This window comes from Raoultibacter timonensis (genome assembly GCF_022845715.1).
Classification (GTDB): Bacteria; Actinomycetota; Coriobacteriia; order Coriobacteriales; family Eggerthellaceae; genus Raoultibacter; species Raoultibacter timonensis.
Genome location: NZ_AP025564.1, coordinates 2,679,352 through 2,695,718 on the forward strand (window position 1 = coordinate 2,679,352; position 16,367 = coordinate 2,695,718).

A 16,367-nucleotide genomic window follows, 5' to 3' on the forward strand; every position below is an offset into this window, starting at 1 on the left:
CTTACGTTGTGCGGTCCTCTACTTGATAACCTCGTCGGCATGTTCTTTCGCGTACTCGAGGGCGTTGCGGCCTTGCATGTCGGCGTCTTTCACCTTGAGGCTCTGCACGCGGCGCGCGTTCTCGAGCTGCTTTTGCAGCGCATCGTTGCCCTCGGCAGCCTGCTTTTCGGCAGACTCCTTGTCGCCGGCCATGACACCGGGGATGTAGTCGCCCCAGCCGCCCTCGCGCGTAACCTTCTCGCCCGGCATCTGGTCGCCTTCTTGGTACTTGTATATCTTGGCCAAGAAGCTCTTGATGCCCGACCCGATGCCGCCCTGGCCCGTTTCGAAGTTCAGCGCCATGTTGTTGATGTTCGAGTCGAACGTACCGTACAGGCTCGGCTCGGCAGCCTCCTGCTCCGGATACCACCACGCATGCTCCATATGGATGGTGTCGCGCTTGATGCCGGGGAACAGAAACGCCTTCTGACGGCAACGGCCGTGCGTGGTTTCGATCCATACCCAATCGCCGTCTTCGATGCCGTATTCGGCAGCCGCATCGGGGTGGATGGTAACGAGCGGCCACGGATGGAACTCGCGCATGGTTTCGAGCTGACGGTGCTCGGAATGGAAGAACTCGTAGGAACGGCCTCCCGACGTGGCGATGAACGGGTATTCCTCGAGCTTTTCGGGCGTGGAGAGGGGGCTGTCCTTCGGCTCGATGTGATAGGGCATGGGATCGACGCCCCAGTGGTTGTATCCCCAACTCCAGAATTCGAACCGCCCGGTCGCGGTGTCGAATCCCGGCTGTCCGTCGGGCCGGCACATGCCCTTTTCGTACTTGTAGTACTCCGCGTCCCACGGATCGTACTTGTAGCCGCCGCGGGCTTGCAGTTCTTCGAAATCGCCCTCGTAGCGGGTACCTCCCTCGGCGTACTGGTCGGTAAGATACCAGGTTGAAAGCTCTTTATCGTCTTTCCACGGCCAGTTTTCCGGCTTGAGGCGCCGACCGAGGTCGAGGATGATCTGCTCGTCCGATTTCGACTCGTAGAAGCTCGTGCATTTGGAGATGGATCGCGCGGGGGTCCACCACGTGCGCACCGAGTTGCGTTCGCAGCTCATGGCGACGGGCAGTACGATATCGGCATGGGCGACCGCCGTCGGCGTCATGAACGGATCGGCCACCACGCAGTAGGGGATCTTGTTCATGGCCTCGTACATGCGGGGCGCATCCATGCCCGAGCACGAAAGCGGGTTGGCGCTTTGCAGCCAGAGGATCTGGGGCATGAACGGCTCGCCCGTCTCGACCGCATGGAGCAAGGCGTCCGACGACGCGCAGGCCACGATGTCGGAGGACTCGATGCCGGCGGAAAGCGTCATCTTGCCGGCGTAGTTTTCCCGCGGGATCTTGAAATCGCCCAAGCCGTAGCGCTTTTCGATGTCGAACGCGCACTTGATGAGCAGATTGCCGCCCGGATTATCGATGTTGCCCGTCACGCCCATGAGGTCGCACGCCGCCGCCGTGACGCCCAGTGCGGACAGCTGCTGCTCGAAGGCGAGGCCCCATTGGATGGATGCGTTCTCGGCGTTCGCATACAGACGCGCCGCACCGCGGATGTCGTCCGCATCGAGGCCGCATATCTCGGCCGCCCAATCGGCATCCTTGCCCTGCACGGATTCCACCAACTGCTCGTATCCGTAGCACCACAGATCGATGAACTCATGGTCGACGAGGTCTTCGTTGATGATGGTGTTGAGCATGGCGATGCCGAGTGCGCCGTCGGTTCCGGGGCGCACCTGCAGCCAGTACTCCGCTTTGGCGCCGAGCCAGGTCAGACGGGGGTCGATCGAGATGATTTTCGTGCCCATCTGCATGCATTCGAGGATCCAGTGGCCGATGAACCCGTCGGCGTTCGATTTCAGAGGCTCGTTGCCCCATATCATGATGACATCGGGGCGTTTGAACGAGGGGTCGGCGTAGCGCAGCTCGTGCGTTTCGGACACGTCGATGATGGTCATCTCGCCCATCTTCGCCGAAGCGCCGATCATGCGGGGAAGATAGCAGGCGAATCCCGTGAAACCGAAGTTGCACACGTTGGGCGTTTCAAGGGCGGTCGAAGCGAAGAGCGGCAGCTGCCACCCGATGTTGCGCCCAGTGCCGTGCACGAACAGGATGGTATGCGATCCGAAATCGCGTTTGACGGCATTGACCTTCTCGACGATCTCGTCGTAGGCCTCGTCCCACGAGATGCGCTCCCACTTGTTCTCGCCGCGCTTGCCCGCACGACGCATGGGATACTTCAGGCGATCGGGGTGATTGACGGCCTCCACCATGTCGAGGCAGCGCATGCAAAGCTTACCGCCGTTGAACGGAGCCAAGGGATCGCCCTCGATGTGCGCGAGCTTTCCTTCCTTGTCAACGTACAGCAACACGCCGCAGCCGTTGTGGCATCCGGGCGGCGACCAGTGGTTGGTGCGGGTGACGGTGTACTCGCCCTCCTGCCACCGCCACTCGCCCTCATGGTAGGCCTCGCGGTCTACCGAATCGAGGAATTCTTGATAATCCATGCTCCTCCCTTTCTCTCGTACTCGTCTTCGATGGTTGTAGGGAAACTCGTAAGGCAACCGAAGAAGGTCGGCAAGCTGTAAAGCCCGCGCCTTTTCGGGAGCTTTTTACTGCGGTGCCCCCGGAGCCTTCGGCGCGCCGGGCGCACTTGGCTTCGCCGGAGCGCCGGGCGCTGCCGGCATGCCCGGCATCGAGGGGGCTCCCGGCGCTCCGGGAGCGCCGGGCACCGAGGGGGCATCGGGAAGGTCGGCTCCGCATGCAGAGCACGACTTCGCGTCAAGCGCGCACTCTGCGCCGCACTTCGGACAGGTAACGCTCATGGAAACTGCTGCTGGTCTGAAACACATAGACAACTCCTAAAATAACCCTTTTAGTACTAGTCTTAATCGTCTTAGCTGACGTGATCAAAATAATACCTTTTAGTATGATTTCACAAGAGGTATATTTATTTTATTTTGAGAATAATTTATCGAATATGTAATCAATTAAAACACTATATTCCCTGATTAAAGGCTATTATCCAATCCTACCTATCACTATTAGGCTATATCAATCATTCATAAAATAGAATAATTTCTAATCCTATTTAGTACTATTCAATAGGAAAGATTAGTATTATTTTGATCTCATCAGATTTCATACTCTAATACTTATTGGATTAGATGTGACTTTGATCATCCTGATTGGAATTTCCGCGAGAAAGGTACCGTCATGTGCTTCAGACCAGCCGAAACAGAACTGCCGCCCGTCGTATGCCCCTCATGCGGGAAGCGCATCAACCGCGTAGCGGGGCAGCTACCCTCAAAATGCCCCTTCTGCAAAACATCGACGGAAGGGATTGAAGACGCAGTTTCCCAAGCACCGGCCCCCGCTTCCCCCGCAGCGCCGACGGCCCCCAAGGCGCCGGGCGCGCCTGCGGCTCCGACGGCGCAGCCCCCGAAAGCCCCCGGCGCCTAGCATACGGGGGCTCGGCCCATCGGCATCCCGTCCGAGGCGAGCCGGGTTTTATCATCCCAGCCAGAAGCCCCGCCTCAGACGCATTGCATACAACCAGACGAGAGCAAGGAAGGAAGGAGAGATTATGTCGGAGAGGATAATCGATTGCGGTGATGGCGTTATCAAGTGCCGCACCTGCGCATGGTCCCCGCCGGGCGATCACCCGGTGGGATGCGGCATGTACCTCACGGTAAAGGACGGCAAAGTCGTCGACGTCGAAGGCGACCCCGATCACCCCATCACCCAAGGGCGGCTCTGCGTGCGCTGCCTGACGCTTCCCGAGTACATGTACAACGAAAAGCGCATTCTGACCCCACTCACCCGCAAACGCGAAGACCGGGGGAAAGACGCATGGGAGGCGATAACCTGGGATGAGGCGCTCGACATCATCGAGGAGAAGGTGGCCTATGTCAAAGAGAACTGGGGCGCTGAATCCATCGTCGCGTTTCAGGGAACCGGTCGCGAGGCGACGCTCTACAAGACGCCGTTGGCCTATGCCGCGCTCGGAACGCCCAACTCATGCTTCCCGATGAGCGGCGATTCGTGTTACGGGCCCCGCTGCTCGGTGGCCGACTTCATTCTAGGAGCGGGCTATCCCGAACTCGACTATGCGGCGTTCTTCCCCGATCGATTCGACGATCCGCGTTACGAAGTGCCGAAGTACATCGTGCTCTGGGGCAAAGACCCGCTTTTCTCGAACCCCGACGGCTTCTTCGGCCATACCCTTATCGACCTCATGAAACGCGGATCCAAATACGTCGTCATCGATCCGCGCGTCACCTGGATGGCAGCGCACGCCGACTATCATCTGCAACTGCGTCCCGGCACCGACGCCGCGCTCGGCCTCGGCATGATCAACCTCGTCATCCAGGAAGACCTCTACGACCACGATTTCGTCGAGAACTGGTGCTACGGGTTCGATGAGCTCAAGGAACGCGCGGCCGAGTATCCGCTCGACAAGGTCGAAGAGATCACTTGGGTTCCCGCCGAAACCATTGCGGCGGCAACGCGCGCCATCGCCACCAACCATCCCTCCTCGTTCATGTGGGGACTCGCCATCGACACGAACAGCAACGGCGTGCAGGCCGGCCACACCGTACTCATCCTCGCTGCCATCCTCGGCGATCTCGATGTACCCGGCGGCGTCACGCTTGCCGTACCCGCTAGCTTCATGGGCAAGTGGCGCTACGAATGCGCCCAGCAACTGCCCCCGGGAATGCTCGAAAAGCAGATCACCGACCCGAAGTACAAGGGCTTCCGGGCGGCGCACCTTATCGCACATCCCGACTGCATCCTCGACACGCTTGAAACCGACGAGCCCTATCCGCTCAAGATGGCATGGTTCTACGCCACCAACGGCATCGCCAACACCACCAACGCCCAAGGCAAGCGCTGGTTCAAGGCGCTCGAGAAAATGGAATTCAACGTGTGCCAAGACGTATTCATGACACCGACCGCCATGGGACTGTGCGACCTGTTCCTGCCCGTTACCACCTTTGCCGAGCACGACGGCATGGTGCTCCCCCACTTCGGACGCAACACCCACATGGTCATGGCGATGAACAAGTGCGTCGAAGTGGGCGACTGCAAATCGGACCTCGAGATCGACTTTTTGGTGGGCAAGCGGCTGAACCCACAAGCTTGGCCGTGGGACAACGTTGCCGACTTCTTCACTGAGCAACTGCATAACGGCGGCGTCGACATGACGTTCGAAGACCTCCAAAACGACGGTTGGCTCCAGATGGATTTCGAATACCGCAAGTACGAGAAGGGTCTCCTCCGCCCCGATGGCGAGCCGGGCTTCAACACCCCCACAGGCCTTGTCGAACTGTGCTCGAGCCTGTACGAGGATTGGGGAGAGGATCCGCTGCCCTACTTCGAGGAAAACGCGCTGACACCCTACAGCAGGCCCGATCTGGCAGAAGAGTATCCGCTCATCATGACCACGGGCGGTCGGGAAACCACGTCATTCCATTCCGAGCACCGTCAGGTCCCGTCGCTTCGCGCCATCATGCCCAACCCGCTCGTCCAGATCCATCCCGAGACCGCCGCAAAGTACGGTATCGAAGACGGCGATTGGGTATGCATCGAAAACCCGCTCGGCAAAGCCATCGAAAAAGCGAAGATCACAACCATCGTCGACCCTCGCGTCATCCATGCGCAACACGGCTGGTGGTTCCCCGAACAGGATGCGGAAGCGCCCAACCTCAACGGCGTATGGAAAGCAAACATCAACAGCCTCATTCCCCATCGCGCCATCGGCCGCATCGGCTTCGGCGCTCCGTTCAAAAACGTCTTATGCAAGATATCGAAGGTGGACGGCCTCGACGCGCTCGGTACCCTGAGCCCCGACACCGTCGAAGGCGCGATCGGCACCGACCCCGCAAGCCCCGTCGCAACAAGGAAGGAGGCCTAGCATGAACGAGTACGCTTTGCTGATCGATTACAAGTACTGCACCGGCTGCCACGTGTGCGAGGTTTCATGCCGCAAAGAGCACGATATCCCTCTTGACGAATGGGGCATCAAGCTCAACGAGATGGGTCCCGTGAAGATGGGAGGCTCATGGCTTTGGGACTACGTCCCCGTCCCCTCGGACCTTTGCGATCTGTGCGAAAACCGCGTGGCCGAGGGCAAAAAGCCCGCATGCGTTCACCACTGCCTCGCCCAGTGCATGGAACTCGTACCCGTCGAAGAGCTATCGGTCAAGATGGCCGAGCATGGAAGCAAGGTTACCTGCTTCATCCCCTAAAACTCGGTTTTCCATGGTCTAATACTCCATAGATCAGATTATCGAAGTCGCTACAGAAAGATCCCTTGCATCATGAGGGGTCTTTCTGTCCTAATAATCCCTGTTTAACTGTATATTGGCTTCGGTATTTACCGAGGAGAACATTTTTCAAGAAAAAGAATGCTTTCGTGAATCATAGTTTTAATTTACCATTTATAATACTTATCAGTATTATCTCTTACAGAAAGCATCGCCACCATGAAAGAAAGCGAATCGAAAGTGCTCGAAGCCGCAGCAATCCTCTACAACGCTATCCCGGGCTACCTCGCTCAAACCGAGAGCAAGCAGCAGATGGGGCATTACCTCGTCGAACTCATCGATGCACTTGACGATATCGAGTATTCCCGCTCCGGCACGCCCCTGTACGACATCATCGGTGGCAGCGCTCCCGGCAGGCGCAAGAAGGCTATCCTTACCCTGGAAAAGAAATACGGTCTGACCGAGCGCGAAAGCCATATCCTGCGCTACCTGGCGAACGAACGCAACCCCACCTACATCGCCAATGCGCTCGGCATATCGCCGTCGACCGCAAAGGCGCACAAGTACTCGATCTTCAAAAAACTCGGCGTTCATACCTCCGACGAGCTTAAAGCCATGCTCGAGCAATCCGAAGCCCACCCCGCCGACGGTGAATAGGAGCGGATCCCCAACGCAAAGCGGGACGCCGCATCGACGCCCCGCTGACATGCCTGGTTTCTTCCGTCTCACTTGCCCGCTTTCACAAACTCCTCGGCCATCTCGCGCAGCTTGAACTTCTGCACTTTCATCGAAGGCGTCATGGGAAACTCGTCGATGAAGAACACGCGCTTGGGAACCTTGTAGCGCGCAATGCGCGGAATCGCGAAAGCACGTACGTCCTCCTCGGTCATGTCCTCGTATCCCGGACGGGTGCGGATGAACGCCCCGACGATCTCGCCGAGTCGCTCATCGGGAATGCCCACAACCTGGGCGTCGAGCACGCCGGGCATGGTGAGCAGGAAGTTCTCGATTTCGAGCGGGTAGACGTTCTCGCCGCCGCGGATGATCATGTCCTTCACGCGGCCGGTCACGCGGTAGTACCCGTCCTCGTCGACGGTGCCGAGGTCGCCCGAATGCAGATACCCCTCTTCATCGATCACCTTGGCGGTTTCCTCGGGCATCTTGTAGTAGCCCTTCATCACGTTGTAGCCCTTGCAGCACAGTTCGCCCGGCTCGCCGACGCCGCACACGCGCCCCGTATCGGGATCGACGATCTTCACGAGCACTGGCTCGTGCTTGCGGCCGACCGTCTCGCACTTGTGCTCGATATCGTCGTCGACCGTCGTCTGCGTAAACACCGGGCTCGTTTCGGTGAGGCCGTAGCAGATGGTGATCTCGGTCATGTGCATCTTGTCCATGACCTCGCGCATCGTTTCGGGCGGGCACGGGCTTCCGGCCATGATGCCCGTCCGCAAGCTCGTCAGATCGTACTGGTCGAAATCGGGATGGTTGAGCTCGGCTATGAACATGGTGGGAACGCCGTACACCGCTGTCGCCCGCTCCTTGTGGATCGCCTGCAAGACGAGGCTCGCGTTGAAGTCCTCCACGATGATCATGGTCGAGCGGTGCGTCAGGTTCGCCATCACACCGAGCACGCAGCCGAAGCAGTGGAAGAACGGCACCGGCAAAACCACGCGATCGTCGGGCGTGAGCTTTTGCCCCTCGCCGATGTAGAACCCGTTGTTCAAGATGTTGCGGTGCGTGAGCATGACGCCCTTCGGAAAGCCCGTCGTGCCGCTCGTGTACTGCATCATGACCACGTCGTTGTTGTCGAACTGGGCCTCGGCATCGGGCAGCGCATCGTCGGGCAGGTATTCGCCCAGCAGTATCAGCTCGGGCACGCTGTAGAACCCGCGATGCTTCTCGGGTCCCATGTAGATGAGGTTCTCGAGCATCGGATAGTTCTCCGATTCGAGGTGGCCGCGCTGCTGCGTGAGCGATTCGGGTACGAGTTCGCGGATGATCGAGAGGTAGTCCACATCGCGGTACGCGTCGATCACGCAGAGCGCCTTCATATCGGAAGCTTTAAGCACGTAATCGAGCTCATGGCTCTTGTACACCGGGTTCACCGTGACCATGACGATGCCCACCTTGGCGGTGGCGTACATGAACGTGAGCCAATCCGGGATGTTGCGAGCCCACACGCCCAGATGATCGCCCGGCTTCATGCCGATGGCCAGAAGGCCGCGCGCAAGGTTGTCGGTGCGCTCGTCGAAATCCTTGTACGTCCAGCGAAGGTCGCGGTCGGGATACACGACGAACTCGTGATCGGGATCGATCGCAACCTGGTTGCGGAAATAGCGCCCGATCGTCAATTCCGAATGGAGCTTGTAGTCGGGCGAGCCGGGCTCGCCTTTGTATTCGTTGTCGGTTTCCATGATCTCCCCTTAGATCGGCGTGTACACGACGGCGAGGAACTTCGCGCTCTGCCCGTCGTGCGCGCGCACCTGGTGCGGCACGATGGAATCGTAGTAGATGCTCTCGCCCGGATGGAGCACGAATATCTCTTTGCCGTATTCGATCTCCACGCATCCCTCCATGCCGTAGAGAAACTCCTCGCCCTCGTGCTGCGACAGCACGTGGTCGGTCTCCCCCGACGGCTTGATCGTGATGATGAACGGATCCATATGACGTGAGGGACGCCCCTCAGCCAGGCTGAAGAAGCGCAGATCTCCCGCATCGGAGATCGTCTCGAGACTCGTCGCCCGCGTGGCCTCCTCGATTTCATCGGCCTTCACGTACACAGGGCCGAGCGCTTCGTCGTCGTCCATGAGGGTGCCGAGCCGCACGCCGAGCGCCCGGGTGATCTTGATGAGCGGAGCGAGCGAGGGCGCCATCTTGCCGTCCTCTAGGTCACGGATAACCTCAGGCGTACAGTTGCACCGTAGCGCCAGCTCGTCCTGCGTGAGATGCAGCGACTCGCGCAACGTGGTGATCTTGCCTCCGAGTTTGTTTTCCGTAGCCATGTTTACTCCCGTCTCTTTTCCGCACCTCGCATTGGGCGCATCGGATTATTGTAACGCGAGAACGAGCACAGGGCGAAGCGCACAGAAGAGCGGGTGCATGTGCTCGGCGGGCGCACCGGAAAGCGGGTTTGGAGGATGCACCGAAAAGCGGGTTCGGCGGGCGCACCGCAAGAGCATCCTTCCGGAAGCGCGCGCTCTTGCGCGATCCCCGAAGGCAAACCCGGCCGCCAAGGCGCCTCCGGCCTCACTCGGACAGGAAGAGCACTCGCACGGAATGCGAGTTGGCCCTATATGCACGCTTTTGACAAGTAAAATGGCCTGAAACACAGTGGTTTACTTGTCAAAAGCGTGCATTTGTGAAATGTCGACGGTCATCGGACCCCTTCCGCCGGCCCGCCGGTCGCCGCAACGGGTACCTGCGCGCTCGGCGTTTCGAGCCCTGTCGCCCAGCGGCAGTCCGTCCGCATGCAGGGCGACCGCGGGCGGCCGCCCGAAAGCGCGGCAACGCAAAAAAGGGGGTTCTGCGCGTTCGCGAACCCCCTTTGCCCATCATATCGGCATCGCGGCCAGAATACGGCCGCTACGCTGCCCTAACGTCCACGAGACGGATTGCTCGGCAGCGGCGGAAAGGGCGGCGGCAGGGCTGCCCCGCATTCGGGGCAGATGCGTACGTCGTTGTCGGGTTCGAGACGACCGCACGCCGGGCATTCCCGCTTGCCCAGCTTGTCCTTCATCTCGTCGGCCCGTCCGCACCTGTTGCACAGATTACAGCAGTAGCACATGCATGCAGCCTTTCCGAACTCGTTGCATGCGCGCAAGACCGCCTCCCGCGCGCATGATTATCCTTCATTGCCTGGCGGACGCCGCACGCTTGCTGCGCGCGGTGCCCGCACAACGAATCGCATGATCCGATGCAGCCCTCAGCACACGAGCGCCGAGGGCCTCGTACACGGCGCTACCCTACTCGCAGGGCGCCCAAAGCACCTGCTTCGGCTTCTTGGCGAGCTTTGCCGCCAGCTCCTCGATGGTGCCGAACTCCATGCAGAACGCCTGGCAATGGTGCACGCACGACGGATCCTTGCCGGCAGCCACGCGATCGGCGCACAGATCGCACAGATCGGTGGGGACGGGAATCTTGTTCCAGTTGAAGCAGTTGCCGCCTTCGCCGGAATCGTCCTTCTGCCAAGGGCCGTCGTCGAGCACGCGGATGCCCCATTTGCCGACGGGAAGCTTGTGCTCCTCTTTGCAGGCCACCACGCAGCTCTCGCAGCCGGTGCAGTACTCGTAGTCGATCAGAAGTCCATAATCAGCCATGGTTACACCAACTTCCCAAATTTTTCAACGACAAGGTCCATGTCAGTGTCGTAGCTTTCCTTCAACGGGGCAATGCTGCAGCAGTTGCACTTGTAGGGTCCGCCGTAGCCGAGCTTCGAGTTGTAGTGGTTGGATACGAGGTCGTTCACGTTCGATTGCCACAAGCCGTACAGGCCCTTTTCATCGGCATGGTCGGTCTTGACGTAGCCGTTGCGGATATGGGTTCCGTTGACGTCGAACTCCAAGGGGCCGTCTTCCAGGATCTCGCCAACGGGAACGATCTCGTCGCGCGCCTCGTCATCGGCGGGCATCTCGGGGAACCACCAACCGTGATCGGTCTGGACGGTGCCCTTCTTCACGACGGGAGAAACGACGGCCTTGAACTTCGCGCGGCCGAAGTCGTTTTTGATCTCCACCCATTGGCCCTCCGCGACGCCGATCTCGGCAGCGTCTTCGGGGTGTATCTCGATGATCGGGTTGGGATGCAGCTCACGCAGCACGGGAATCTGGCGATGCTCGGCATGGAACGACGCGTAGTTGCGCGCGCCCGTGGTGAGGATGAAGGGGTACTTCTCCGCCAACTCGGGATCCTTATGCGGGCTGAACGCCGGCTCCTGATAATAGGGCAGCGGGTCTTCGCCGTACTGCGCATACGCCGTCGACCACAGCTCCACGCGACCCGTCGGGGTGAGGAAGCCGGGATGACGGTCGGGGCGCAGCTTGCCGGTTTCGTACTTGCGGTAGTTCACACCGCGCTGATAGCCGACCCTCTTGCGCAGGCTGTCGAAGTCCATGCGAATGGGGCCGGAAGTGCGGCGCTGCGTGAGGAAATCCTCGAGGTCCTTGAACATGCGCTCGCCGTTCTCATCTTTCAGGCAATCCTGATCCAGGTACTCGCCGAGCTCGATGATGAGATCCATATCGGCCTTAACCTCGCCTACGTCGACCGCCTTGTTGACGGCTCCGTAGAAGACCGGAGATCCGCCGTAATGGGTCATGACCACGTCGTCCTTCTCGGCACAGGAAGCCAAGGGCAGGAACAGGTCGCACGCCGCCTCGATGGCAGGCGTTATGAACAGGTCTGTCGCCATGCAGAACTCGAGGTTCTTGAGGCCCTCGTACCAGCCGTGAGGCTGCGCGCAGCAGGTCGGCGCGAGCAGCGTGGTGGACTGGATCCAGCCCATGCGAATCCGGTAGGGCTCGCCCTTGGTCATGGCATCGAACATGATGTCCGCCTGAGCGTTGCGGATGTTGTCGACGTAGAGCGGATACTCCTTGTAGCCGATGGTCTTGTCGCGCAGCTCTTCGGGCAGGCTGTCCCAGCCGATACGGCGAGTGGGGCGCGCCGCATCTTCGGCGGAGTTGTCGTCGGCGCCCGCATCGGCCTTGTCGAGGTTGAATTCGGCCTTCTCCCCGTCGACGGCGAGCTCGTCTTTGACGCCGGGTGCGGGGTCGATCTCGGCGACGATCTGGCCGCCGGGAACATCGATGTTGCCCGTGATGGCCATGAGGGCGAGTACGCAGTGCGCAGCCTGGTTGCCGTTCTGGTTCTGGTCGAAGGCGAGGCCCCATGCGATGGAGGCGGGCTTTGCGGCAGCGTACATGCGGGCCGCCTTGTAGATGTCTTCGACGGGAACCTCGCAGATCTCAGCGGCCTTCTCGGGCGTCATGCCCATTTCGGGATCGTTGATGCGGTCGGCGAACTCCGCGAACCCGTACGTCCAGCATTCGACGAACTCGTGGTCGTAGAGATCCTCGTTGATGATGACCCACAGCCATGCCATAGCCATGGCGGTATCGGTGCCGGGACGCACGCGCAAGTGTACTTCGGCGCGCGTGGCCAGCCAGTTGACGCGGGGGTCGACGCTGATGAGCTTCGCCCCGCGCTTCATGAGGTCGATGACGGCATGACCCCACAGGCCGTCGCCGTTGGATGCGAGCGGCATCTTGCCCCACATGACCATGACCTCGGGAACCTGATAAACGGGGTTGTCGTAGGTGCCCTCGAGGCCGCCCGCGTAGTCCATCTCGGGATAGTAGGCGCCGAGCACATGCGAACAGGACATCGAACGGGGCTGATAGCAGGCGTAGCCAGACTGGGTGTAGCAGGCGTTGGGCGTGCCGAGCACCGCCTGTGCCATATCGGACACGAGGATGCCGCCCGAACGCCCCGTGCCGGAGAACACGGCCATCGATTCCGCGCCGTAGGTATCGCGGAAGTAGTCGCGCTTCTCCTTGACGATGGCGAAGGCTTCCTCCCACGTGATGCGCTCCCACTTATCGTGCTGGCCGCGGAACTCCGGATCGCGCTTCATCGGATAGATGACGCGGCTCGGGTTGTACACGTAGTCTTTCAACGCCAAGCACCGAGCGCACAGCCGCCCCTTGGTGATCGGATTGTTCTCGTCGCCCTCGACGTGGTCGAGCCGACCATCTTTATCCACATAAAGCTTGAGGCCGCATCCTACGGGATGACATCCCGGAGGCGACCACATGGAGGTGCGCACGACGGTGAAATCGCCGTCTTCGTACGTCCACGGCTTTCCCAGGTCATTTTTAAACTCCATACCGTTCCTTCCTCTCTCGCTGCTTGCGCACACCGAAACGCTGTGCTTGCGGGCACTATACGGCGGTGCCGGTCGCCTGTCATGAACCGAATATGCTTATTGTTCCAGCAGGCGTTTTTTGCCTAAGCATTGAGTGTTTATTTTTCTATGAAATAGCTTTTGTTCAGGTCTTTTGTAAAAACAACGCGTATGCGGGAAATCCGGAAGCACCCGGCCTCGAAGCCCTCGCGGAAGTTCTTGCCGCTGCGCGCTCGCCTTTCGCGCGCAACGAAAAAGCGCCCCGCATCCCGCGCCATGCCGACAGTCAGCACTTCGTCGACGGGGCCTCGGGCAGAACCGAGCCGTCGGCGTCAACCCAATGCAACCGCCTGCGGTACACGTAGGCGAGCCGCGTCGTGATGAATCCGAGCGCCGTGATGCCGATACCGAGGACGAACGCAGGGATGAAGCTGCCCGTCGCGTCGAAGATGGCCCCCACCGTCACCGGGCCGAAGCACCCTATGACACCCGTGCCTATACGGGCGTAGGTGAAGATGGCCGGAAAATCTCGCTCCCCGAAAATCTGTCTGATCAAAAGCGGCGTCGAAACCGACACAAGCGAATTCTGCGCTCCGAACAAGAAAGCGGAGATATACAGCATAACGAGGTTGCCGCCCGAGAAAATGAAACCGATGAACCCGAGTGCCACCATTGCCAACTGAATGTTGACGGTAAGCTGGACTCCCACCTTGTCGTTGAGCCACCCGACGAAGAGTTTCTCGACCACGTTTCCGATCATCACCGCCGTCAAGAGAGACGACCCGACAAGCGCCGAATGCCCCACCGATTGGGCGAATCCCGGTAAATGAGAATTGAATCCGGCAAAGTACGCGATGAGGCCCGCGAACAAGAACATGCAGACGAACGGCACGGTCTTGAGCGCCTTCTTGAGCGGAACACCGGGAAGCGCCAGGTGCTTCTTCTCCCGGCTGAGCTCGGCGCGCTCATCCTCCTCGGTCCACCCGTAGGGGCGCAGGCCCATGTCCTCGGGACGCAGCTTGAACACGAACGCCGTCCAGGGAAGCACGAGCACCGCCATGATGATTGCCGCAATGAAATATGCATTGCGCCATCCGAAATCTTGGATGAAGATCGTGAAGAGCGGAGAGAGCGCCGCGCCTCCGATGCCCGAAAACGACATAGCGATGCCGAGAGCTATGCCGCGGCGCTTCTTAAACCAATTTCCGATAAGGATCGGAGCAGGCACAACGAAGATGAAGCTGCCCGCCAAACCGAACACGATTCCAGATATCCACCATTGCCATGCGGCGGTATACGTTCCCATGAGGGCCACGGCGACCACGACGAGGGCGAACGAAACGCTCAGCAAAACGTTGATGTTGTATTTCGTAATCCACTTGCCGACGATGGGCATGGCAAACACAGTGGCTATGAAATAAAACGTAAGGTACATCGATATCTCCGACCGCAGAAGACCGAGATCCTCGCAGACGGGAACGAAGAACACGCCCGCAGCATCGAGCACAGCACCAAGACCGCCAGCCTGCATGAAGCAGCAGCCGATCATGATCACCCATGCGTAATGCAAACGCGGAGCCTTTTTTTCCATGGAAATCACCTATCTATCGGGCGACGCGTAAAACGCGTCCTACATAGATCGCGGGGCTTTTAGATTCAGCCTGCACGCACATATCCGACCGCATGCAGGCACCAATTCTTTGAGCTGCGCCCGCACCGCCGATCGCAGCGGCGCGGGCGCTCAGATTCCATCCGTGCGACCGGCACTCGTCGCATAGTAGGTGTAATGTTACCTGTTTACCGCAATTACGCGCGGGTTTTATCGGGTTCGCCTTCGACCGTCCACTTATCGCGGAACTTCTTCGCCGTGGTGCACGCGATAACCATGCAGGCGGCAATGATGACGAAGAACACGATGCCGCAACCGTACGCGGTCTGGAAGCCGCCCGTCATGCCGGCAACCATGGCAACGAACGTGGCGCCGATGCCGCCGAGGATGGCGATCGGCATGTTCATGTACGAGTAGATCTCGCCGTAGCGACGATCGCCGTAGCACGCACGGGTCACGAGCGGCAGACCGACCGACATCATCGCGTCGCCCGTACCGATGCAGAAGCCGGCAATGAGCATGGGTACCTGGTTGTCGCCCATGAACAGCACCATCAGCAAGAAGCCGATCATGCTGACGACGGAGAAGCCGACCATGGCGTTTTTGATGCCGATCTTGTCGGCCAGAGTGCCCAGCGTGATCTTGCCCAGGATGTTGCCGACGGCGGCCGCAGAAATCATCGTTGCGCCGAGGATGGCAAGCTCGGAACCACCGACCGACTGCACAGCCGTGGGCATCATCGACTTGTATCCGCCGCCGAGCGAAATCAGACCCGCGCCGACGAGGATGGCCCAGAATGCGATCGTACCGAGCGCGAACTTACCGCTAACGCCGCTCTTCTTCGCCTCTTCACCGCCGACGGTTTCTTCCTTCTCGATGCCGTACGGCTTGAGTCCCACATCTTCGGGACGCGTGCGGAAGAAGAAGAACGCAGGGATGAGGATCAGGACGGCAGCCACGACCGCTTCAACCATAAAGCCCGTCTTATACCCGCTCGACTGAATGATGCCCGCAAACGTAGGCGACCACACGAAGGTGCCAACCCCGGTGAAAGCGGAAGCTATGCCGAGGAACTTGCCAGCCTGCTTCGGAGCGAACCAGTTGTTGATGAGAACCGATGGACCCACCAGGAAAATCACAGGACCAGCCAAACCGAACAGCGCACCGGAGATGTAAATCTGCCACACTTCGGTCCACACCGTCATCAAAAGAAGGCCGACAACGATGAGGATGCCGCTCGCGCCGAACAGAATGCGTGCGTCAACCTTGTCGAACAAGCGGCCGCAGAACGGCAGCCAAACAAGCATGACGTACGAATACACAGTCATAAGCAGCGTCACCTGTGTAACATCAGGTCCGCCCGTCTCAGGGTTCACCAAGCCAAACGCCATCGCCATCGGTGCGAAGTAGTTGCCCATGACGTTGAGCACCAAGCCCATGCCGCCGGCCATCATCATGCAGACGCCGATGAAGACGAGCCAAGCCCGATGCATCCCCTTTTTTTCTTCAGTCATTGTTTCACCTTTCCCCAGGATTCCTCCAGGA

The 16,367-nt window shown here is 59.7% G+C and carries 11 protein-coding genes; 3 read left to right on the forward strand and 8 right to left on the reverse strand.

Annotated features, from left to right (window positions below; translation table 11 throughout):
* Positions 1-18 precede the first annotated feature (18 nt).
* Positions 19-2,547: a molybdopterin-dependent oxidoreductase gene (locus MWL89_RS11030; protein WP_102377643.1), complete on the reverse strand. Its 2,529-nt coding sequence runs from the start codon at positions 2,545-2,547 to the stop codon at positions 19-21.
* A gap of 105 nt (positions 2,548-2,652) precedes the next feature.
* Positions 2,653-2,892: a zinc-ribbon domain-containing protein gene (locus MWL89_RS11035; protein WP_219724262.1), complete on the reverse strand. Its 240-nt coding sequence runs from the start codon at positions 2,890-2,892 to the stop codon at positions 2,653-2,655.
* A 734-nt stretch (positions 2,893-3,626) separates the two neighbouring features.
* On the opposite strand from MWL89_RS11035, the gene MWL89_RS11040 reads away from it, so the two are divergent.
* The 3 genes from MWL89_RS11040 to MWL89_RS11050 all read left to right on the forward strand — a co-directional run bounded on the left by MWL89_RS11040 (position 3,627) and on the right by MWL89_RS11050 (position 6,966).
* Positions 3,627-5,957, forward strand: a complete 2,331-nt coding sequence (locus tag MWL89_RS11040; protein ID WP_244386032.1) for a molybdopterin-dependent oxidoreductase — start codon at positions 3,627-3,629, stop codon at positions 5,955-5,957.
* A gap of 1 nt (position 5,958) precedes the next feature.
* Positions 5,959-6,291, forward strand: a complete 333-nt coding sequence (locus tag MWL89_RS11045) for an oxidoreductase (RefSeq protein WP_244386033.1) — start codon at positions 5,959-5,961, stop codon at positions 6,289-6,291.
* 237 nt (positions 6,292-6,528) lie between these two features.
* On the forward strand, positions 6,529-6,966 hold the full coding sequence (locus tag MWL89_RS11050; protein WP_244386034.1) for a helix-turn-helix transcriptional regulator: 438 nt from the start codon (positions 6,529-6,531) through the stop codon (positions 6,964-6,966).
* Between the two features lie 68 nt (positions 6,967-7,034).
* On the opposite strand, the gene MWL89_RS11055 is transcribed toward MWL89_RS11050, so the two are convergent.
* The 6 genes from MWL89_RS11055 to MWL89_RS11080 form a co-directional block, all read right to left on the reverse strand.
* A complete protein-coding gene (locus MWL89_RS11055; RefSeq protein ID WP_244386035.1) occupies positions 7,035-8,726 on the reverse strand; it encodes an AMP-binding protein in 1,692 nt (563 codons plus the stop codon).
* A gap of 9 nt (positions 8,727-8,735) precedes the next feature.
* Complete coding sequence (locus MWL89_RS11060) at positions 8,736-9,314, reverse strand: helix-turn-helix domain-containing protein (RefSeq protein WP_102377637.1); 579 nt, start codon at positions 9,312-9,314, stop codon at positions 8,736-8,738.
* A gap of 960 nt (positions 9,315-10,274) precedes the next feature.
* Positions 10,275-10,628, reverse strand: a complete 354-nt coding sequence (locus MWL89_RS11065; protein WP_102377636.1) for an oxidoreductase — start codon at positions 10,626-10,628, stop codon at positions 10,275-10,277.
* Between the two features lie 2 nt (positions 10,629-10,630).
* Positions 10,631-13,195, reverse strand: coding sequence for a molybdopterin dinucleotide binding domain-containing protein (locus tag MWL89_RS11070; RefSeq protein ID WP_244386036.1), 2,565 nt, complete (start codon positions 13,193-13,195; stop codon positions 10,631-10,633).
* 304 nt (positions 13,196-13,499) lie between these two features.
* Positions 13,500-14,804, reverse strand: coding sequence for an MFS transporter (locus tag MWL89_RS11075; RefSeq protein ID WP_244386037.1), 1,305 nt, complete (start codon positions 14,802-14,804; stop codon positions 13,500-13,502).
* 215 nt (positions 14,805-15,019) lie between these two features.
* Positions 15,020-16,336 carry an MFS transporter gene (locus tag MWL89_RS11080; protein WP_102377633.1) on the reverse strand — a complete coding sequence of 439 codons (1,317 nt, stop codon included), beginning with the start codon at positions 16,334-16,336 and terminating at the stop codon, positions 15,020-15,022.
* Between the last annotated feature and the right edge of the window lie 31 nt (positions 16,337-16,367).